Consider the following 19,667-nt stretch of genomic DNA (forward strand, 5'->3'; position numbering starts at 1 on the left):
CTGCCCCGACGGGCTGACCGATCGGCCAGCCCGATGGCCAACGGACGGGTGCCGTTCCGCCCGGCCGCTCTGGACGCACGGACATTGGCCGCGGCCCGCGCCTCCGATGGAGTGGTGCCCGTCACCAGCGCTCCTGTCCACGGTGGACCGGGTCGGTGACGCATCCGGGGAGTCACCTCCCGCAGCAGCTCGACGACGAGAGTGAGGAGTCCAATGAGCAAGCCGAAGTTCAGCCCCAATGCCGACGTCCTGATGGAGATCGACGACCAGGCGGTGACGGCCGACCAGGCCGGCCAGGGCTGGGGAACCATCGTGACCACGCTGACCTGCTACGGCGTCAGCTGGGCCATCGGCAACGACGGCAACTTCTGCACCGCCACGGTGGAGTGCCAGAAGAACTGTTCGTGAGGCCCGGTACCGGTGCCCGCGAGCCGGGCACCGGTACCGCCGCCGAGTCCACCCGATCCGTCCGCCGAGGGGCATCCCATGACCATCGCGAGCACCGCCGGCCTCGACCAGGCCGTCGCCACCTACGTCCCCGAGCTCGCCGGGACGAGGCGTCCGAGCCTGACCGCTCTGCTCTCCCACCACCGCCGGGACCGGGACGAGACCTTCGGCGGCAGCGACCGCACCCGGCTCGCACACGAGCTGCTCGCACCCTTCCTCGACCCGGCCCCCGGCCCCGCGAGCGGCGCCGAGGACGGCCGGGACCCCCGGTTCATCGGGTGGTCCCGCGTGCTGGTCGGCGCCTGGCTGCGAGCCGAGCACGAGTCGCTGTCCTCCCACCCCGCCCTCGCCGACGGCGCGGCCTTCGTCGGTCCACTCGTCGAGGACGGGGTCGCCCTCGCGAGCGAGACCCTCGTCCGGACGCTCGTCGAGGTGCTGGCCGAGCGCCGGCAGGCGGGCGCACTGACCGGCGCGACCCCCGAGGCGCGATTCGACGACTTCCGGGCATGGATCGGCTCCCCCGACGGCGCCTCGGCCCTCGCGCGCCGCTACCCCACCGCCGTGGTCCGGGCGCACGCGCTCGTCGTGCGCCGCTCCCGCAGCGTGCGCGAGCTTCTCGATCGCTTTCTCGCCGACCTCCCCGACCTGCGGGCCACCCTGCCCGGCCTCGACGGCGACGTCCGCGTCCACTCCCTGCACCTGGGAGCAGGCGACACCCACGACGGCGGCCGGACCGTCGGCCTCCTCGACCTCGGACCGCACGGTCACGTCGTCTACAAGCCCCGCAGCCTCGCCGCCGATCGCGCCTTCGAGGGTCTCGCCCGGGGCCTCAACGCCGCGCTGGGAACGTCGCTGCGGGTCCCGCGCACCCTCACCCGCGACCACCACGGCTGGGCAGAGCTCATCGACGGCACCGGTGCCCCGACGTCCGACGGCCGCCACCCGTACCGGCTCGGCGAGCTCGCCGCCGTCCTGTACTTGCTGCGCAGCACCGACATGCACTACGAGAACGTCGTCACCGACGCGGCCGGCCGGCCGGTCGTCGTCGACGCCGAGACCATCCTGTCCGCCGCCCCCGTCCGTGAGCCCAGCTACGCGGACGGCGCCGGCTCACGGCACGCGCGGGCCCTGCTCGAGGACTCCGTCATCGGCATCGGGCTCCTGCCCTTGCGGGTCAGCGTCCCCGGGCGCCCGGAGTCCCTCGACATCGGCGCGTCGGGCTCGATGACCGCCGGGCAGGCCTCCCCCTTCCGCAGTCTGGCCGTGCGGGACGCCGGGCGCGATGACATGCACATCGTCCTGGAGCCGGGGCGCGTGGGGACGGGCAACGCCAACCCCCACGCCGGCACCGACCTCGACGCCGTGGTCGGCTTCCGCGACGGCGTGCGGCGCGGCCTCGAGGACACCCTGCGCCGCGTGGTCGAGCACCGCGACGTCGTCGAGGGCCTGGTCCGCCGGGAGCTCACCGGCGTGCGGGTCCGGCACGTCAACATCCCCACGGTGTTCTACGCGCAGCTGCTGCGCATGTGCTCCCACCCGGACCTCCTGGAGGACCCCGACGCCCACCTCGCCGTCCTCGGCCGGGTGAGCCTGCGCGGCACCGCCGCCCGCTCCGCGGCCGGTCACGAGGTGGCCCAGCTGCTGGGCGACGACGTGCCGCTGTTCACCGTCGACGCCCACGGCACCGACCTGCTCGACGCGCGCGGCCGCCGCACGCTCGGCCCCGACTTCTTCGACGCCACCCCGGTGGACCGGGTGCTCTCGCGGCTGCACGCGCTGGACGAGGCGGAGGTCACGCGGCAGGCCGACCTGGTCGACGTCGCCTTCGTCCCGCGCATCCCCGACGGCGGGGAGCGCACCGCCCCGCTCGCGCGCACCACGCCGCCGCCCGCGCCGGACCGCGACGTCGTCACGGGCACCGTCGACCGCCTCCTGTCCCGCTGGGTGCCCGCGACGGACCCGGCCCACCCCGGCACGTTCTGGGGGCCCCTCGTCACCACCTCCGACGCCTCGCAGTGGACGCCGGGCTCCCTGGGCTACGACCTGTACGGCGGCAGCGTGGGCGTGGCGCTCGCGCTCGCCGAGGCCGGCCAGCTGCACGACCTGCCCCGGGCCCGCGACGTGGCCGGGGCCGTCCTCGACCCGATCCGCGCGCAGGTCCTCGGCGGCGCCCTGGAGGGCCAGCCCGTCTCGGCCGGGGGCATGACCGGCATGGGCGGGACCGTCTGGGCCGTCGCCGCCGGAGACCGGCTGTCCGGCCGGGGCACCGGTGACCACGCCCGCCTCGTCGACGCGCTGGCCACCACCGTCCGACCCGACACCGTTCCCGACCTCACCGCCGGACTCGCCGGTGCCCTGGCCGCGGGCTGCGGGATCGTCCGACGGGTCGTGGACATCGACCGTGAGGCCGCCACCGACGCCCTCGCCCGGCTGGCCGCCCGCGTGCTGCCCGGGCTGGAGCGGGTGACCACCGCCTCCACGGACGGCGACCAGCCGGTCTTCACCGGCTACGCGCACGGGCTGGCGGGGATGCTCGCGCCGGCCCACCGCGCCGCGCACGCCCTGTCCGGGACGCACCCCGAGCTGTCCGCACGCCTCGCCGCCCTCGGGTCCGCCCTGCTGGGCCTGCTCCTCGAGCAGACCGGCGAGGACGGCGACCTCCCCCGGACCGTCGGCGGGTCGGACTCCTCGTGGGCGTGGTGCCACGGCGCCCCCGGTGTCCTCCTCGGCCTCCTGGAGGTGGCCGAGCTCGGCGCCGAGGTGCCGGAGCGGCTGCTCCTCGCCCTCGGCCGCCAGACGCAGGACCGCGGCCTGGGCAACAACCCGACGTACTGCCACGGAGACCTCGGCTCGCTCGCGGCACTGCACCGCCTCGCCGTGCACACCGGGGACGACGCCGCCCGGCGCCGGTGGACGGCGGAGACCCGGTCCCGCGCCGGGCGCACCGCGGTCCGCGACCACTCCTCCGCCCGCGACCGCTACACCGGCACCGACAGCCTCATGGTCGGCCGTGCCGGAGCGCTGCACGCGCTGCTGCGCACCACGGCTCCGGCCGACTGCCCCGACGTCCTCACGCTGGAGTAGGGGCCCACGACTCAGCCGGCCGACCCGGCCGACTGACCCGGTCACGACGGCCGGGAAGCACACCGCACGACACACGAGAGGAGAGCACCATGTTCACCACGAGGGACTACACCCCTGCCAACGGCTACGTCAGTGATGCGGAGCTGGTCGAGCTGACCGAGGACACCGTCGTCGACGCAGCCGCCGGGACCACCACCGTCCCCTGCGCGATCGGCGGTGGCGTCATCGCCATCTCGGCCGCCCTGCCCGACTTCTGCCCGACCGGCGCATGTACGACGCGCTGCTGAGCTGAGCCCGCGTCGAGCCGGGGCCGTGCTCCGCACGGCCCCGGCTCGACGCACCGACCCAAGGGACAGGGACATGGACACCACCAGCACCACGGCCCTCGACGCGTCCGTCGAGCTCGCCCTGCACGCCGTCGACGGCAGGTTCCCCACCTTCCACCGTGCCCACCTGCACGAGGTGGCGCGGGCCCTCGACGGCGTCCTGGGTGACGCCCTCGCGACCCGGGTGCGCACCGAGCTGCTCACCGACCTCGCCCTGCGCCTGGACGCCCTGGCGGTCCGGACGCTCATCACCCTCTTCCAGTCCCGCCGCCGGCACGACCCGGCCCTCGACTACGCCACCTTCGACGCGACGCTGCCCGCCGTCCGCGTGGACCTGCGGGCCGAGCTGCCCGAGCTCGACCGGCTGCTCGACCTCACCGCGACGCGCTGGCTCGACCACGTCACCTGGGTCCTCGCCGCAGCCGGCGCCGACCGGGCGCGCCTGGCCGAGCGCTGGGGCACCGGCGGACGGCTCACCGCTGTCAGACTGGGCCAGGGCGACACCCACTGCGGGGGACGCTCCGTCGCCATCCTCGAGTGGAGCAGCGGGCCACGACTCGTGCTCAAGCCGACGGTGAGCACGGTGCACCCCGCCCTCGCCGAGCTCGTCCGCCTCCTCGACGACGACGGATCCCTCCTCGGTCCCGTCCTGCCCGACGCCCTGGCCGGCGACGGCCACGAGTGGCAGCGCTTCGTGGCCCCCGGCACCTTCACCGACGCCTCGGCGGCCCGGTACCTGCGCCGGTACGGACGGCTGTCCGCCCTGCTCCACGCCGTCGGCGCCACCGACATCCACCGCGAGAACGTCGTCGCCACGCCCGACGGGCCCGTCGTCGTCGACACCGAGACGCTGTGCAGCCTGCCCACGTTCGAGCGCCGGGGGTCCGCCCACGAGGTCCTGGCCCGCTCCGTGGAGGCCGGGGTGCTGCGCACGATGATGTACCCCTCCCGGATCCTCGGCGCCCGCATGCCGCTGGACCTCTCGGCCCTCGGCGTCCCCTCGGCGGCCGCGGGCCACTACGAGGGCACCACGGTGACCGACGCCGGGACCGACGACATCCGCTTCGACACCGCACACCTGCCCCTCGAGGAGGTGCACAACCGGCTCTGCACCGCCGGCGGCGAGCAGATCGACCCGCGCCGGTACGCTCCCGAGCTGCTCGAGGGCTACGCCGAGGGCATCGCCCTCCTCCGCCGTCACCGTGGCGCGCTGCAGGCGGTGCTCGACCGTCACGACCTCGCCTTCCGTCAGGTCTTCCGCGCCACCTGGCGCTACGCCCGCCTCCTCGAGTCCTCGACGCACCCGTCCCGGCTCGCCGGCCGCGACCGGCGGCTAACGACCCTGCGGCTGCTCACCCCCACGGCGCGCGGCGTCCCGCCGCACGTGCAGGTCGCGGTGCGCGACGCGGAGGTCGAGGCGCTCGCCGACGGCGACATCCCCTACTTCGAGGTCTCGGCCACCGGTGCGCTCCACGCCAACGGCTCCCCCGTCCCGCTCGCCCGGCTCGACCGCTCACCGGCGCAGATGATGACCGCGTGGTGGGACCACGTCCTCGACCAGCCGCTCGCGGACCACCTCCGCACCCTGCGCCTGGCACTGGACGCCGCCGCCGACGACGCGTGGCAGGCGGGCCCGGACCGGGGCGTGCGGGAGGACCTCAGCGTCCCCGCGCCCCCTCCGGCCCCGACCCTCTCCGAGGACGGCCTGTCCGCGACGTGGCTGAGCAGCGTCCAGGTGGGCGACGGCCTCTACCTCGCGCCGGTCTCGACCTCTCTCTACGAGGGCGGTGGCGTCCTGTGCGCCCTGTGGGAGACCCGCGCCCCGGCGCGGACCGCCGAGACCCGCGAGCTCCTGCGGGGCGTCGTCGCCGGCGCCACCTTCCACCCCGTGCCGGCCGACCCCGACGGTGTCCACGAGATCGTCTACTCCCCCTTCACCGGCGCCCTCGCGGACGCCGTCGTCGACGCCGAGCTGGCGGGGCGCGGCATCCTCGCGCCGGACCGGGCGAAGGACGAGCTCGCCCGGACCGCGCTCCAGCTCCCCGCCCTGCTCGACGAGCTGGGCCGCCGGTACACCGGTGAGCTCCTCGGCGGGGCGGGCGGGGCGTTCACCGCCCTCAACAGGCTCCGCGACCTGTGGTGGGAGGACGGCGCGGACCTCCCGCCCACGTGGCCCGCGTCGGCCGAGAACGCCCTCGCCCGGGTCATGGGGCGGCTGGACTCCCTCCTCGACGCCCCCGAGGCCGGGCTCGCCCACGGCAACGTCGGCCGGCTGCTCGGCCTCGCCGAGGCCGTCGACCTCGTCGCGGGTCTCACCGGACGGGAGCGGGACGGGTGGCGCGCCCTCGTGGCGGCCCGGCTGGGCCGGGTGCTGGACAACCTGCCCGCCGAGGAGGCCTTCCGGGACCCGCGCGCGCGGCAGAGCTGGTGCCGCGGGGCTTCCGGCCTCGCGCCGGCCCTGGTCCGTGTCCACGCCCTGAGCGGCGCGGAGCCGACGACGGCGCACGAGGCACGCCTCGAGGCGCTGCTCGACGTCCTCGTCGCGGACCCGCCCGCCGGCTCACGCGACCTCAGCCTCTGCCACGGCGCCGCGGGGCACGTCCTCGCGCTCACGACGCTCGGGCGTCACCTCGACCGGCCCGAGCTCCTCGACCGCGCCCGCGCCCGCCGCGACCGCCTCCTCGAGGAGACCGAGGGCCCGGGCTGGACGTCGGGCCTGGGACGCGGTCCGGCCGCGGAGGGCTTCTTCGTCGGCCGTGCCGGCTGGGACCTCGCCAGCGCCGCGCTCGCCGACCCCGGCATCCGGGTCCCCTGCCTCGTGGACGGCCTCACGTGAGCGCCCGGGCCCACCAGCGCGTGCCTGTGGTCCAGCAGTACGCGCAGAGCGAGTGCGGACTGTGCTGCGCGGCGATGATCCTCGGGGCGTGGGGGCGCCGCGCCGCCATCCGGAACCTGCGGTCGGAGGTCGACCCCGGCCGCGACGGCCTCTCGCTGCGCGACATCGCCGAGATCCTCCGCGGGCGGGGGATGCAGGTCTCCTTCTTCCGCGCCAACGTCGCCGGCCTGTCCCGCCTCGACACCCCCGTCATCGCGCACTGGAACGGCAACCATGTCGTCGTCGTCGAGAAGGTCACCCCGCGTGGCGCGTGGATCGTCGATCCCGCGTCCGGACGGCGGCGGGTGGGCCTGGAGGAGCTCGAGCGCTCCTTCTCCGAGCTCGTCCTCGTGTGCACCCCCACCGCGGACTTCGAGCGCGGCACCGAGGACTCGCGCTCGGTGTGGCGCGAGGTCGTCGGCGCGGTGCGCTCGGGCACCGGGCCCCCAATGCTCGCCGCCGGCGCCCTCTCGCTCGTGCTCTACTCGGTGGTGCTGGCCGTCCCCATGGCCACCGAACGCCTCGTCAACGGGGCGGGGACCGAGCTGCTCACCGCCCCGGCGTCGGCCCAGGTCCTCCTCCTGTCGGTGCCGGTGCTCGGCTACGTCCTCATCGCCGCGGTGCGGTCCAAGATCCTCGCGGCCCTCGTCGCGACCGTCGGGTCCTCCCTCATGTCCGCGACCTTCGGGCGGCTCATCACGCTGCCCTACCGGTACTTCGCGACGCGGTCCCAGGGCGAGCTCATGATGCGGCTCAGCAGCGTCTCCCAGATCCGGGACATGCTCTCGAACCAGGTCACCGCCGCCCTGCTGGACGCAGGCACGCTCGTCGTCGCCCTCCTCTACGTCACCCAGAGCTCCGCGGGGCTCGGCGCCGTGACGATCGCGCTCATCGGCGTCGTCGTCCTCGTCAACACCCTCACCTGGGGCCGGCTGCGCCGCCGCACCGACCAGGAGATCACCGCCCTCGCGGAGGCCTCGGGCGTGCAGATGGAGGCGGTGTCCTCGGTCGCGGCCATCAAGACCTCGGGCATGGGTGAGCGCTTCTACGCCAACTGGCGCCTGCGCTACGCGGCGGCCGTCCACCACGGACGGCGGCGCATGGAGCTGCAGGGCTACGTCTCCGCGCTCGTCTCCGGGGTCCAGATCTTCGGGCCCTTCGTCATCCTCGTCGTCGGGCTCAACATGGTGCTGTCCGGGCACGCCGACCTCGGCGCCGTCATCGCGAGCCAGGCCCTGGCCGCCACCGCCCTGGGCACGACGACGTCCCTCACCTCGACCGTGGGGCAGTTCGTCCAGGCGCAGGCGCAGGTCCAGCGGATGGGCGACATCCTCCTCCAGCCGTCCGAGGAGACGGTCTTCGGCACCGCCGCCCACGAGCCGCGCGGCGCCATCGCGGCGGAGGAGCTCACCTTCTCCTACCCGGGCGCGGGGCGGCCGGCGCTCCAGGGCGTCACCTTCCGCGCCGAGCCCGGTGAGCGGGTGGCGGTCGTCGGGAGCACCGGCTCGGGAAAGTCGACCCTCGCCAAGGTGCTCGTGGGCCTGTACCCCGCGTCGTCGGGGACGATCCGCCTCGACGGCCGGCCGATCACCACCGTCCGCGAGACCGACTTCCGCGACGGCGTCGCCTACGTGCCGCAGGACGTCGTGCTGAGCAACCGGAGCATCGCGGCGAACATCGACTTCTCCGCCGGGGAGCCGGACATGGAGCGGGTGCGTGAGGCGGCCGCCCAGGCGCACGTCCTGGACGCGGTGCTGGCGATGCCACTGGGCTTCGACACCGAGATCCGCGAGATGGGCGCCAACGTCTCCGGGGGGCAGCGCCAACGGATCGCGCTGGCCCGCGCGCTGGCGCGCCGGCCGCGGGTCCTCGTCATGGACGAGGCGACCTCGGCCCTGGACAACGCCACGGAGAACCAGGTGGCGCGGTCGCTGCGGGAGCTGCGGTGCACCCAGATCATCATCGCCCACCGGCTCTCGACGATCCGCGACGCCGACAGGGTTGTCGTCATGGACGAGGGACGCGTCGTGCAGACGGGCACCCCCCACGAGCTGGCCGCCGTGGACGGCCCCTACCGGCGCCTGGTCGAGTCCGGCGCCGGTGAGGACCGGCCATCCGGACTAGACGAATGGCTCTCACCATCGCGCCCCGATGCTTCCTAACGTCGTGGGAGAGCACCCGACCCACCCGGCCGACCACGGAGACGAACCCATGGACAGCACCGCGAGCGCGACGAGCCGCCGCGAGCCGACGCAGGCCACCGTGCCGGTGATCATGGCGCGCAAGCTGAGCCGCCACTTCGGCGACGTGCGCGCGGTCGACGGGATCGACGTCGACGTCCACCGCGGGCGGGTCGTCGGGGTCCTCGGCCCCAACGGGTCGGGCAAGTCGACGACGCTGCGGATGCTGCTCGGTCTGCTGGAGCCGAGCTTCGGGGGCGTGACGATCCACGGCGTGCCCTACGCGGAGCTCGACTCACCGCTGACGACCGTGGGCGCCTCGCTCGACGGCCAGGCCTTCGCCGCCTCGCGCACCGCCCGCCAGCACCTGCGGTGCTGGGCCGGCCTGGCCGGCGCGTCCCGCGAGCGGGTGGAGGAGCTGCTCGACCTCGTCGGCCTGTCCGGCGCGGCCGGGCGCCGGGTCGGGACGTACTCCCTGGGGATGAAGCAGCGTCTGTCCCTGGCGACGGCGCTCCTCGGTGACCCCCAGATCCTCGTCCTCGACGAGCCGTCCAACGGGCTCGACCCCGAGGGCATCCTGTGGCTGCGCCGGACGCTGCGCGACCTCGCGCGCGAGGGTCGCACCGTCGTCGTCGCCTCGCACCTGCTCAGCGAGGCACAACGGATGGTCGACGACGTCCTCCTCATCCGCGACGGCGTCGTGCTCTACCAGGGCGGCCTCGCCGAGCTGCTGGACTCGGTGGCCGCCCCCGAGGGCGGCGAGCGGGACCTCGAGCACGCCTACCTCGCCCTGACCCGGCAGCGGGAGGTGGCGGCATGATGGTGGCGCAGCTGTCCTCGGAGCTCCGCAAGCTCACGACGACGTGGAGCTGGTGGGCCATCGGCGCCGCCATGGTCCTGTGCACCACCGCGCTCGTCGCGGTGCTCCTGCTGTCGGGACTCCATCTCGAGCAGTCCCCGCTCGACCTCTCGAGCGTCGCCGGGGTCAAGGCCGTGTACAGCCTGGGCGCGGGCATCACCTACGTCTTCACCCTCGTGGCGGGCATCGTCGTCGTCACCGGGGAGTACCAGACCGGGACGATGGCCCAGACCCTGCTGGCCAACCCGAACCGCCGCGCGGTGTACCTGTCCAAGGTACTCGCGGCGGCCCTGTCCGGGCTGGTCTTCGGCGCCGCCACGCTCGCGGCGAGCGTGGGCACGACCGCCGCCCTCCTCGCCACGGAGGGACTGAGCCCGCACCTCGGGGAGTCGGCCGTGGCGCAGGGGCTCGGGGGAACCGTCGCCACCCTCACGCTGTGGGCGGTCATCGGCGCCGGTCTCGGCGCCCTCGTGCGCAACCAGCTCGTCGCCGTCGTCGCCGTCGTCGTCCTCAGCCAGGCCGTCGAGCCGATGCTGCGGATCGCCCTGCCGGGCCGCGCCGCCGACTACCTGCCCAGCAGCATCGCGGACGCCGCCAGCGGCGGCACGGTGATGTCCCTGGCGATGGGGCGCAGCGCGCTGGAGCAGGGCACGGCGCTGATCCTCATGCTCGCCCTCACCGCTGCCGTCGCGCTCGTGGGGGCGCACCGCTTCCGCCGCTACCAGGTGACCTGACCCGTCCGTCCGTCCGTCCGAGGAGAGGAACCGTCATGAACCAGCAGGCCCGTCCCGGGGCGTCCGAGATCGTCACGTTCGCGGCCGCGGCGCTGTGCGCCGTCCTCGGCCTCTTCGTCTCGCCGCGGTACGGCGGGGCCACCTGGGTGGTCCTCGCCGTCGCCGCGCTGCTCGTGTGGCAGGGGGTCACGCTGCGGCGGCGCCGCACCGGCCTGACGAGCGAGTCCTAGCCGGCGCCGCCCGCCGGGCTCCGCGCGGGGCCTACCCTCCCGCGGTGACGGTCCGGTTGTGCTCGAGCGCGATCTCGAGCCAGGACGCGAGACCGTCCCCGGTGAGGGCGGTCGCCGCGACCTCGACCCAGCCCGGGCCCATGTCCCGGTCCGGTCCCATGACCGCCTGCGCCGCACCCGGCCGGGCGAGGAGCTCCTCGTGACGGTCGGCGTCGACGCGCAGGAGCAGCCCGCCGTCCTTGACGGCGCTGGCGACGAGCTTCTCCCTCACGAGGAAGGAGCGCGTGCCGAACATCGTCACCTCCCGGACCGGCTCCTCACCGGCGAGCAGCGCTCGCACCCGCTCGACGAGCTCGGTCTGTGCGGTCATCGCGGCTCCCTCGTCCCGGCGGACACTGCCCGAGGACGAGTCTGCCGCGGACGGGCGGGCTCCGGAGCGGTTTTCCGGTCCAGGAACGCCAGAGGCGCGGCACCCGGTGGGTGCCGCGCCTCCGACCAACTGTGGAGCTAGGGGGATTCGAACCCCCGACCTCTTCCATGCCATGGAAGCGCGCTACCAACTGCGCCATAGCCCCTTGCTGCGTCACCGAGTCTAGACGACGGCGGACCTCGCTGACCAATCGCTGGGCCGTGGTGCGCACCACACTGCTCAGGCGCTGAGGTTGTGCGCGGTGAGCCGCCAGCCGGGGCGCCGGCCGGGGTTCGGGGCGACGAGCGCCCACGCGCAGTTGTCCAGGCCGCCGAGCCCGAACCAGGCCCCGGAGTCGAGGTCGAGCAGGTGCGTGAGCCCCAGGGTGATGGCCGCGCCGTGGGCGACGGCGACGAGCACGCCGTCGTCCTCGACCTCACCGGCCGTCTCGAGGAGCGCTGCCGCGACACGGCGCCCGACGTCCACGCGCGTGTCCGCCTCGATGCCCTCCGGCTCCTCCCCCTGCCGCCAGGCGCGGAAGGCGGTCGGCCAGCCGTCCCGGATCTCGGCCTGGGTCAGGCCCTCCCAGTGGCCGAAGGAGCGCTCACGCAGCCGCGGCTCGGGCTCGACGGGCACGCCGGTGAGCTCACCGAGGGACGCCGCCGTCGCCAGCGCACGCTGGAGGTCGGAGCTGATGATGCGAGTCGGCCCCAGCTCGGCGATCCGGGCGGCGGCGGCCTCGGCCTGGGCGGTGCCGATCGCGTTGAGCGGGATGTCGGACTGGCCCTGCAGCCGCCCGGAGGCGTTGAAGTCGGTCTGCCCGTGCCGCCACAGGACGATGGTGCGAGCGGTCATGCCGTGGCGCCGGCGTCGTCCTCCTCGGCCGGCCCGTGCAGGTCGGCGGGCAGCTCGATGACGGGGCAGTCCTTCCACAGGCGCTCGAGGGCGTAGAACTCACGGTCCTCGGTCTGCTGGACGTGGACGATGATGTCGCCGTAGTCGAGCAGCACCCAGTGGGCCTCGGTGACGCCCTCCTTGCGCATCGCCTTGGCGCCCTCGCCGTGCAGGGCCTCCTCGACGCCGTCGACGATGGCGCGCACCTGGCGGTCGGTGGCTCCCGACGCGACGACGAAGGCGTCGGTGAGCACGAGGCGCTCGCTCACGTCGAGCGCGACGATCTCCTCGGCTTTCTTGTCTGCGGCCGCGCGGGCGGCGACGACGGCAAGGTGGCGGGCTCTCTCGTCAGCTGGCACTGGACTCCTCGGGTTGTGTGGTGGTGATGGTGGTGGTCAAGGCGTCGGTCGAGCCGGCGAAGGCGTCGGTGGCGAGCAGCCAGATGAGCGCGCCGATGATGGCGGCGACGAGCACGAGCACGGCGACCTTGATGACGGTCACCGCGGGGTTGTGCTCCTGGGGCGCCCGCGTCGCGGGGGCGGGCTGGGAGTCCGGCTCGGGCGCCGGGTCGCCGGCGCGCAGCGAGCGGCGCGAGGGCGCGGTGCCCGCGGCGGCGTCGGGGCTGGCGCCGGAGACGGCGTCGATGGCCACCCACCGGGGCCGCAGGGGGACGTCGTCCTCGGCCTCGTCCGCACTCTCCGCCGTGTCGGGCTCCGGCAGCGCGGCACGGGCGGCGCGGGCCGGTCCGTCGAGGTCGAGGGAGAAGGTGGCGCGCTCGGACCAGACGGCCGGGCCGGTGGCCGGCTCGGCGTCGGCTTCAGCTGTGGTGGGCTGGGAGGGCGCGTCCGGGCGGACGACGGGCTGGATGCCGGTGAGCTGGCCCGTGGCGTCCAGCGCCCGGATGCCCTGGGCGGTGCTCGGGGTGCGGACGACCGGTCGCCGGCCGGTCGCGGTGCGCTCCTGGGGGCGCTCGGCGGTCTCCGGCTGGGGCGCGCGCTCCCGCAGGGAGCGGCGGCTGGGGATCCGCGGCTGCTCGGAGCCGGTCCGCGCGCTGCTCGAGGCGGCGGAGGCGGCCGACGGTGCGCTGCCCGACGACGGCGCGGAGACCGCCGTCGTGCCGCTCGCCGGGGCGGAAGGTGCGCTCGGTGCGGACCCGGGCTGCGGCGTCGGGGCGGCGGACGTCGACGGCGCGGAGGCGGCCGACGGCGCCGAGTCGGGGGTCGTCATCGGCGGCGGCACCGGGCGCTCGTGGTGCTGGCCGAGCGGCAGCTCACCGGTGGCGATCGCCTCGAGGCGCGCGGCCTCCTCCGCCTGCTGCCAGCGCAGCTCACGACGGGTCAGCGGCCGGTCGGCACCGGTCTGCTCGGCGGCCCGGGCGGCGGCGCGCTCGGCCTCTCGGCGACGGCGGCGCTCCCCCGCGGGACGGTCCGTCCCCTCAGTCATCGGCTCGTCCTCCTTCACGGCTGGGCGGCTTCGCACCGGCGTCGGAGGGGACCGGCGACCGGTACAGGCCGTGCTTGTGGATGTACTGGACCACGCCGTCGGGCACGAGGTACCAGACGGGCATGCCCTCCCGGACCCGGCGGCGGCAGTCGGTGGAGGAGATCGCCATCGCGGGCACCTCCATGAGCGAGACCCCGCTGCTCGGCAGGCCGGTGTCGTCGAGGTGGTGGCCCGGGCGGTTCACCCCCACGAAGTGGGCCAAGGACCACAGCTCGTCGACGTCCTTCCACGACAGGATCTCCGGCAGCACGTCGGCGCCGGTGATGAAGTACAGCTCGGCGTCGGGGAAGGCGGTCTTGAGGTCGCGCAGCGTGTCGATCGTGTACGTGAGCCCGGGCCGGTCGATGTCCACCCGCGAGACGGTGAACCGCGGGTTGGACGCCGTGGCGACCACCGTCATGAGGTAGCGGTGCTCCGCGGGGGTGACCTCGCGGTCCTGCTTGAACACCGGCTCGCCGGTGGGGACGAACAGGACCTCGTCCAGCGAGAACACGTCGGCGACCTCACTCGCGGCCACCAGGTGGCCGTGGTGGATCGGGTCGAAGGTGCCTCCCATGACGCCGATCCGCCGCGCCTGGTGCTGGGTCATGCTCAGCGGCGGCGCGTGTGCACGTTGCGGTAGGCCAGCGTCACGAGCAGCAGGAGCAGGAGGATCGCGAAGGCGATGATCCCGTACATGATCGCCGGCATCGGGAGGTGGTTGGCGTGCTCCTCGGTCTGCTGGGCGAGGTTCACGAGCGAGCTCGTCATGGTGTCGGCTTCCTTCCGTCGAGACGTGCTGTCCAGTCTCCCACGGTCGGGGAGGTGGGACCGTAGGGACCTTACTCGCGCACGTGGCCGTCGCCGACCACGACCCAGTGGGTGGTGGTGAGCTCCCCCAGGCCCATGGGCCCGCGGGCGTGGAGCTTCTGGGTGGAGATGCCGATCTCCGCGCCCAGCCCGAACTGCCCGCCGTCGGTGAAGCGGGTGGAGGCGTTGACGATGACGGCCGCGGAGTCGATCTCGCGGGTGAAGCGCTCCGAGGCGCGCAGGCTGGTGGTGCAGATCGCCTCGGTGTGGCCGCTGGACCAGCGCCCGATGTGCTCGATGGCGGCGTCGAAGTCGTCGACGACGCGCACGGCCAGGTCGAGGCTGAGGTACTCGGTGGCCCAGTCCTCGTCGGTGGCGGGGACCACGTCCACGCCCTGCGGGGCGAGAGCGGCGGCGTCGTCGTCGGCGTGGATCCGCACCCCGGCCTCCCCGAGCGCGGCGAGCGCGACCGGGAGGAACTGGGCGGCGGCGTCGCGGTGGACGAGGAGCGTCTCGGCCGCGTTGCACACCCCGGTGCGCTGGGTCTTGGAGTTGAGCACGATCGACACGGCCTGGGCGACGTCGACGTCCGCGTCGACGTAGACGTGGCAGTTGCCCACGCCGGTCTCGATGACGGGCACGAGGGACTCGCGCACGACGGTGCGGATGAGGTCGGCGCCGCCGCGCGGGACGAGGACGTCGACGAGCCCGCGGGCGCGCATGAGCTCGACGGCGCCGGCGCGGCCGTGGGCGTCGATCGACTGGACGAGCTCGGCGGGCAGCCCCTGCGCCTCCAGGGCCTCGCCGAGGACCTCGACGATGACGGCGTTGGAGGAGGCCGCGGCCGAGCCGCCGCGCAGGATGACGGCGTTGCCGGACTTCAGGGCCAGGCCGGCGGCGTCGACCGTGACGTTGGGCCGGGCCTCGTAGATCATCCCGACCACGCCCATGGGCACGCGCACCTGGCGCAGGGTGAGGCCGTTGGGCAGCGTGGAGCCGCGCACCACCTCACCGACAGGGTCGGGGAGGGCGGCGAGCTCGCGCAGCGCCTCGGCGATGGCGGCGATCCGCTCGTCGGTGAGGGCGAGGCGGTCGAGGAGGGAGTCCTTCATCCCCTTCGCCCGGCCGCGCTCGAGGTCCTCGGCGTTCGCCTCGACGATGCGGGCGGAGGACGCGACGAGCGCGTCCGCCATCGCGTGGAGGGCGGCGTCCTTGGTGGCGCGGGTGGCGGTGGCGAGGACCCGGGAGGCGGTCTTGGCCGCCCGTGCGACGTCCTCCACGGCGGCGCGCACGTCCACGGTCACCGGCGCGGTGGGACCTGGGTCGGCGACGAGGTGGGCGGGCTCGAGCACAGGCGTGTCCGTCATGCCCTCCAGGGTAGGCCGGACCGCCGACAGCCGGTAGGCACGTCTCCCGCAGCGGTCGCGGCGTGCCCCGGGGCGCGCGAGCAGTGACGCCCGTCCCAGCCGGCGCCGCGTGGCGGCGACGTACCCTGGTGGGGTGACCTCGACCAGTCCCCTGCCCGCGTCGGCCACACCCCCGGCCACCGCCACTCCCGGACCTTCCCGTTCCCGCGACGGCCTCGTCGACCGCCTCACCTGGGGGCTGGCCGTCGCCAACCTCGTCGCGCAGATCGGGATCATCGTCACCGGCGGCGCCGTGCGGCTCACCGGCTCCGGCCTCGGCTGCTCCGAGTGGCCGATGTGCGAGCCGGGATCCTTTGTCCCCGTTGAACACCCTGAGATGGGTGTCCACCAGTACATCGAGTTCGGGAACCGGACGCTCACCGGAGTGCTGGGGATCATCGCGCTCGCCCTCGTGTGGGCGGTGTACCGGCGCCAGCCGACGGCCTCGCGGCCCGCGGCGCTCAAGCGGCTCGCCCTCCTGCCGCTGATCGGGATCGCCATCCAGGCGTTCGTCGGTGGCGTCACCGTGTGGGTGGACCTGCACCCCGCGATCGTCGGCTCCCACATGCTCATCTCGCTGGCCCTGGTCGCGGTCTCGACCTACCTGCTGCTGCGCCTGGCCTCGCCCGACGCGCCCGCCCGGGCCGCGTCCTCCGGCCGCTTCCGCACCGTCGGCGGGCTGGTCGTGCTCGTCGGTGTCGTCCTCCTCGTCCTCGGGGTGGTGACGACGGGCGCCGGACCGCACTCCGGTGACGCGACCGAGCCCTACCGCTGGGCGCTGGACCCGGCGCTCATCTCGCGGCTCCACGCGCTGGCGGTGTGGGCCTTCGTCGTCCTCGTCGTCGTCGGCCTGCTGCTCGCGCGGCGCGAGCGCAACGCCGCGGCGCTCCGGGCCTGGGGCTGGCTGCTCGCGGTCACGCTGCTGCAGGGTCTCATCGGCTACGTCCAGTACTTCACCGGTCTGCCCGAGCTCCTCGTCGGCCTGCACATGCTCGGCGCGGCGCTCACCGTCGTCGCCATCGTCTACGCCGTCGGCTCCCTGGCCACGCGCGCCCTCCCCGCCCACAGCTGAGTTGTTACCGCCCTCCCCGGCGCCCGGCAACCACTTCTCGCCGAGCGCTGAGTTGCTACCGGCCCTCCCCGGCGCCGACCGCTGACTTGTTACCGGCCCTCCCACGCGCCGACCGCTGACTTGTTACCGGCCCTCCCACGCGCCGACCGCTGATTTATTACCGGCCCTCACGCGCCGACCGCTGATTTATTACCGGCCCCTCCCACGCGCCGACCGCTGAGTTGTTACGGACGGGCTGAGGGCGCAACGTCAACTCTCTGGCGGGCGCAGCAGCGGGCGCGTAACAAGTCAGCGCTCGGCGACGAGGTTCGCGCGGAACAAGTCAGCGCTCGGCGACACGGTTCGCGCGGAACAAGTCAGCGCTCGGCGACGGGGGTGGCGCGGAACGGGACCTAGCGGAACCAGGGGCGTCGGCGGGGCGCAGGGTGGCCCAGCCGGCGGCGCGGGCGCTGGCGGCGGCGAGGATGCCGACGACGGCGCTCGGGTTGTGCAGCCGGCCCTCGTGCACCGCGGAGAGCGCCTCGTCGAGCGGCACCCAGCGGGTCGTCATGTCGCGCTCCTCGTCGGCGCGCTCGTGGCGCTCCGCCTCGGGCACCTCGGTGACGTCGCGCGCGAGGTAGATGCGCAGCGACTCGTTCGAGCCGCCCGGTGAGGTGAAGTAGTCAACGAGGACGTCCCAGCGCCCGGCCTGCAGGTCGGTCTCCTCGGCGAGCTCACGCTGCGCCGCGACGAGGTAGTCCTCGCCGGCGACGTCGAGCAGCCCAGCCGGGATCTCCCACAGCACGGCGCGCACGGGGTGACGGTACTGGTCGACGAGCGCGACCTCCTCCCCCTGCGGTCCCTCACGCAGGGCGACGACGGCGACCGCGCCGGGGTGGTCGAGGAACTCGCGCACCACCGGCTCGGCGTCGTCGGCGCCCAGGCGCACGTCCTCACCGGCGAGGTCGAAGACCTTGCCCTCGTGCAGGACCCGGCGGGCGACGCCCTCGCGGTCGTCGTCCCGCCGGTCGGCGATGCTCACGCGCCGGCCTTGCGGGAGGCCGGGGACCGCTCGGCAGCGCCGGGCGCGGGCGTCTCGTCGACGAGGTCGGTCGTGCGCGGCACGCCCGCCTCGTCCACGCCGGTGCCGCTGGGGGCGGCGGGGACGCCGTCGCCCTCGACCTCGAGCAGCCGGGTGGCGCGCTGCCGCTCGAGCGCCGCACCGACGAGCCCGTGGAACAGCGGGTGCGCCTTGGTGGGCCGCGACTTGAACTCGGGGTGGGCCTGGGTGGCGACGTAGTACGGGTGCTTCTCGCGGTCCAGCTCGACGAACTCGACGAGGGAGGAGTCCGGGGAGCGCCCGGAGATCTGCAGCCCGGCCTCGGCGAGCGCGTCGCGGTAGTTGTTGTTGACCTCGTAGCGGTGGCGGTGACGCTCGGTCACCCGGGTGGCGCCGTAGGCCTCGGCGACGACGGAGCCGGGGGTGAGGACCGCCTCGTAGCTGCCCAGGCGCATGGTGCCGCCCATGTCGCCGCCGCCGCCCTCGACGAAGTCGACCTGCTCGGCCATCGTCGCGACGAGCGGGTCCGGCGTGCCGGGGTCGAACTCGGTGGACGAGGCGTTCTCCAGGCCCAGGACGTTGCGGGCGTACTCGATGACCATGCACTGCAGGCCAAGGCAGATGCCGAGCGTGGGCACCTGGTTCTCGCGCGCCCAGCGCAGCGCGCCGAGCTTGCCCTCGATACCGCGGACGCCGAAGCCGCCGGGCACGAGGATCGCGTCGACGTCCTTGAGGGCCCGGCGGGCACCCTCGGGGTCGGCGCAGTCGTCGGCGGGCACCCAACGGATGACCACCTGGGCGTGGTGGTGGAAACCGCCGGCGCGCAGGGCCTCGGTGACCGAGAGGTAGGCGTCGGGCAGGTCGACGTACTTGCCGACGAGCGCGATCTCGACGGTGTGGCGGGGCTTGCGCACCCGCTGGAGCAGGTCGTCCCAGTCGCTCCAGTCGACGTCGCGGAAGGGGACGTTGAGGCGGCGCACGACGTAGGCGTCCAAGCCCTCACGGTGCAGGACGGCGGGGATCTCGTAGATGGAGGACGCGTCGCGGCACTCGACGACGGCCTCGCGGTCGACGTCGCAGAAGAGCGCGATCTTGTTCTTCACGCCCTCGGGCAGCTCGCGGTCGGTGCGGCAGACGATGGCGTCAGGCTGGATACCGATGCTGCGCAGCTCGCTCACCGAGTGCTGGGTGGGCTTGGTCTTGAGCTCGCCGCTCGCGCCGAGGTAGGGCACGAGGGAGACGTGGACGTAGAAGACGTTGTCGCGGCCGAGGTCGTGGCGCACCTGGCGGGCGGCCTCGAGGAACGGCAGGGACTCGATGTCACCGACCGTGCCGCCGATCTCGGTGATGATGACGTCGGGCGCCTGGGCGCCGTCGACCGGCTGCGCCTGGGCGCGCATCCGCGCCTTGATCTCGTCGGTGATGTGCGGGATGACCTGGACGGTGTCACCGAGGTACTCCCCCCGGCGCTCCTTGGCGAGCACGGTCGAGTAGACCTGACCGGTGGTCGTGTTGGCGGCGCGCGAGAGGTTGACGTCGAGGAAGCGCTCGTAGTGACCGATGTCGAGGTCGGTCTCCGCCCCGTCCTCGGTGACGAAGACCTCACCGTGCTGGAAGGGGTTCATCGTGCCGGGGTCGACGTTGATGTAGGGGTCCAGCTTCTGCATCGTGACGCGCAGACCGCGCGCCCGGAGCAGCTGGCCCAGGCTGGAGGCCGTCAACCCCTTGCCGAGGGATGACGCCACACCACCGGTGACGAAGATGTGCCGAGGGACTGTGTCGCCGCTAGTGCGGTGAAGGGTGACCACGGAGTTCCACCT

18 protein-coding genes and 1 tRNA gene are annotated in these 19,667 nt (G+C 74.3%); 9 read left to right on the plus strand and 10 right to left on the minus strand.

Translation table 11 applies throughout. From position 1 onward, the window contains the following. The first annotated feature begins 213 nt into the window (after positions 1-213). The 8 genes from ACWPXV_RS14630 to ACWPXV_RS14665 all read left to right on the plus strand — a co-directional run bounded on the left by ACWPXV_RS14630 (position 214) and on the right by ACWPXV_RS14665 (position 10,735). A complete protein-coding gene (locus tag ACWPXV_RS14630) occupies positions 214-408 on the plus strand; it encodes a plantaricin C family lantibiotic (protein WP_251840684.1) in 195 nt (64 codons plus the stop codon). 78 nt (positions 409-486) lie between these two features. Continuing rightward, entirely contained in the window at positions 487-3,531 is a 3,045-nt protein-coding gene (lanM, locus tag ACWPXV_RS14635) for a type 2 lanthipeptide synthetase LanM (RefSeq protein ID WP_454085905.1), read from the plus strand. Positions 3,532-3,620: 89 nt separating this feature from the next. After that, a complete protein-coding gene (locus ACWPXV_RS14640; RefSeq protein WP_454085906.1) occupies positions 3,621-3,818 on the plus strand; it encodes a class II lanthipeptide, LchA2/BrtA2 family in 198 nt (65 codons plus the stop codon). Positions 3,819-3,891: 73 nt separating this feature from the next. Beyond that, positions 3,892-6,693, plus strand: coding sequence for a DUF4135 domain-containing protein (locus tag ACWPXV_RS14645; RefSeq protein WP_454085907.1), 2,802 nt, complete (start codon positions 3,892-3,894; stop codon positions 6,691-6,693). Continuing rightward, complete coding sequence (locus ACWPXV_RS14650; RefSeq protein ID WP_454085908.1) at positions 6,690-8,894, plus strand: peptidase domain-containing ABC transporter; 2,205 nt, start codon at positions 6,690-6,692, stop codon at positions 8,892-8,894. The genes ACWPXV_RS14645 and ACWPXV_RS14650 overlap by 4 nt, the downstream gene beginning before the upstream one ends. 49 nt (positions 8,895-8,943) lie before the next feature. Next, positions 8,944-9,732 carry an ABC transporter ATP-binding protein gene (locus ACWPXV_RS14655; protein WP_454085909.1) on the plus strand — a complete coding sequence of 263 codons (789 nt, stop codon included), beginning with the start codon at positions 8,944-8,946 and terminating at the stop codon, positions 9,730-9,732. Then, positions 9,729-10,505, plus strand: coding sequence for an ABC transporter permease subunit (locus tag ACWPXV_RS14660; protein ID WP_454085910.1), 777 nt, complete (start codon positions 9,729-9,731; stop codon positions 10,503-10,505). Before ACWPXV_RS14655 ends, ACWPXV_RS14660 begins: the two co-directional genes overlap by 4 nt. A gap of 35 nt (positions 10,506-10,540) precedes the next feature. Continuing rightward, positions 10,541-10,735 carry a hypothetical protein gene (locus ACWPXV_RS14665; RefSeq protein WP_454085911.1) on the plus strand — a complete coding sequence of 65 codons (195 nt, stop codon included), beginning with the start codon at positions 10,541-10,543 and terminating at the stop codon, positions 10,733-10,735. A 31-nt stretch (positions 10,736-10,766) separates the two neighbouring features. Here the strand turns inward: ACWPXV_RS14665 and ACWPXV_RS14670 are convergent, their stop codons facing one another. The 8 genes from ACWPXV_RS14670 to ACWPXV_RS14705 all read right to left on the minus strand — a co-directional run bounded on the left by ACWPXV_RS14670 (position 10,767) and on the right by ACWPXV_RS14705 (position 15,697). Beyond that, positions 10,767-11,105 (minus strand): TfoX/Sxy family protein, encoded by a 339-nt coding sequence (locus tag ACWPXV_RS14670; protein WP_454085912.1) that lies wholly within the window; start codon positions 11,103-11,105, stop codon positions 10,767-10,769. Between the two features lie 132 nt (positions 11,106-11,237). Further along, positions 11,238-11,310 (minus strand) — tRNA-Ala (locus ACWPXV_RS14675). A gap of 74 nt (positions 11,311-11,384) precedes the next feature. Next, on the minus strand, positions 11,385-11,999 hold the full coding sequence (locus ACWPXV_RS14680; RefSeq protein ID WP_454085913.1) for a histidine phosphatase family protein: 615 nt from the start codon (positions 11,997-11,999) through the stop codon (positions 11,385-11,387). Beyond that, positions 11,996-12,397 (minus strand): ribosome silencing factor, encoded by a 402-nt coding sequence (gene rsfS / locus ACWPXV_RS14685; protein ID WP_454085914.1) that lies wholly within the window; start codon positions 12,395-12,397, stop codon positions 11,996-11,998. Before rsfS ends, ACWPXV_RS14680 begins: the two co-directional genes overlap by 4 nt. Next, on the minus strand, positions 12,387-13,481 hold the full coding sequence (locus tag ACWPXV_RS14690; protein WP_454085915.1) for a hypothetical protein: 1,095 nt from the start codon (positions 13,479-13,481) through the stop codon (positions 12,387-12,389). Before ACWPXV_RS14690 ends, rsfS begins: the two co-directional genes overlap by 11 nt. Next, a complete protein-coding gene (gene nadD, locus ACWPXV_RS14695) occupies positions 13,474-14,130 on the minus strand; it encodes a nicotinate-nucleotide adenylyltransferase (RefSeq protein ID WP_454085916.1) in 657 nt (218 codons plus the stop codon). Before nadD ends, ACWPXV_RS14690 begins: the two co-directional genes overlap by 8 nt. A gap of 2 nt (positions 14,131-14,132) precedes the next feature. Then, positions 14,133-14,291, minus strand: coding sequence for a hypothetical protein (locus tag ACWPXV_RS14700; protein ID WP_251304871.1), 159 nt, complete (start codon positions 14,289-14,291; stop codon positions 14,133-14,135). A gap of 71 nt (positions 14,292-14,362) precedes the next feature. After that, entirely contained in the window at positions 14,363-15,697 is a 1,335-nt protein-coding gene (locus ACWPXV_RS14705) for a glutamate-5-semialdehyde dehydrogenase (RefSeq protein WP_454085917.1), read from the minus strand. A 133-nt stretch (positions 15,698-15,830) separates the two neighbouring features. On the opposite strand from ACWPXV_RS14705, the gene ACWPXV_RS14710 reads away from it, so the two are divergent. After that, positions 15,831-16,808 carry a COX15/CtaA family protein gene (locus ACWPXV_RS14710; RefSeq protein WP_454085918.1) on the plus strand — a complete coding sequence of 326 codons (978 nt, stop codon included), beginning with the start codon at positions 15,831-15,833 and terminating at the stop codon, positions 16,806-16,808. Positions 16,809-17,130: 322 nt separating this feature from the next. Here ACWPXV_RS14710 and ACWPXV_RS14715 read toward each other — a convergent pair whose 3' ends face one another. Both ACWPXV_RS14715 and ACWPXV_RS14720 read right to left on the minus strand, forming a co-directional pair. Next, the gene (locus tag ACWPXV_RS14715) at positions 17,131-17,829 is read right to left on the minus strand and encodes an NUDIX domain-containing protein (RefSeq protein ID WP_454085919.1); all 699 of its coding nucleotides are present in this window, start codon (positions 17,827-17,829) and stop codon (positions 17,131-17,133) included. Further along, on the minus strand, positions 17,826-19,655 hold the full coding sequence (locus ACWPXV_RS14720; RefSeq protein ID WP_454085920.1) for a CTP synthase: 1,830 nt from the start codon (positions 19,653-19,655) through the stop codon (positions 17,826-17,828). Before ACWPXV_RS14720 ends, ACWPXV_RS14715 begins: the two co-directional genes overlap by 4 nt. Positions 19,656-19,667: the final 12 nt, after the last annotated feature.

The organism is Georgenia sp. Marseille-Q6866 (genome assembly GCF_965111665.1).

Excerpts from the sequence above, each read along its gene's own strand:
- ACWPXV_RS14645 (WP_454085907.1), top strand. The coding sequence starts at position 3,892 with ATGGACACCACCAGCACCACGGCCCTCGACGCGTCCGTCGAGCTCGCC.
- nadD (WP_454085916.1), bottom strand. The coding sequence starts at position 14,130 with ATGACCCAGCACCAGGCGCGGCGGATCGGCGTCATGGGAGGCACCTTC.
- ACWPXV_RS14660 (WP_454085910.1), top strand. The coding sequence starts at position 9,729 with ATGATGGTGGCGCAGCTGTCCTCGGAGCTCCGCAAGCTCACGACGACG.
- ACWPXV_RS14655 (WP_454085909.1), top strand. The coding sequence starts at position 8,944 with ATGGACAGCACCGCGAGCGCGACGAGCCGCCGCGAGCCGACGCAGGCC.
- ACWPXV_RS14640 (WP_454085906.1), top strand. The coding sequence starts at position 3,621 with ATGTTCACCACGAGGGACTACACCCCTGCCAACGGCTACGTCAGTGAT.
- ACWPXV_RS14680 (WP_454085913.1), bottom strand. The coding sequence starts at position 11,999 with ATGACCGCTCGCACCATCGTCCTGTGGCGGCACGGGCAGACCGACTTC.
- ACWPXV_RS14670 (WP_454085912.1), bottom strand. The coding sequence starts at position 11,105 with ATGACCGCACAGACCGAGCTCGTCGAGCGGGTGCGAGCGCTGCTCGCC.
- ACWPXV_RS14700 (WP_251304871.1), bottom strand. The coding sequence starts at position 14,291 with ATGACGAGCTCGCTCGTGAACCTCGCCCAGCAGACCGAGGAGCACGCC.
- ACWPXV_RS14630 (WP_251840684.1), top strand. The coding sequence starts at position 214 with ATGAGCAAGCCGAAGTTCAGCCCCAATGCCGACGTCCTGATGGAGATC.
- ACWPXV_RS14705 (WP_454085917.1), bottom strand. The coding sequence starts at position 15,697 with ATGACGGACACGCCTGTGCTCGAGCCCGCCCACCTCGTCGCCGACCCA.
- ACWPXV_RS14690 (WP_454085915.1), bottom strand. The coding sequence starts at position 13,481 with ATGACTGAGGGGACGGACCGTCCCGCGGGGGAGCGCCGCCGTCGCCGA.
- lanM (WP_454085905.1), top strand. The coding sequence starts at position 487 with ATGACCATCGCGAGCACCGCCGGCCTCGACCAGGCCGTCGCCACCTAC.
- ACWPXV_RS14665 (WP_454085911.1), top strand. The coding sequence starts at position 10,541 with ATGAACCAGCAGGCCCGTCCCGGGGCGTCCGAGATCGTCACGTTCGCG.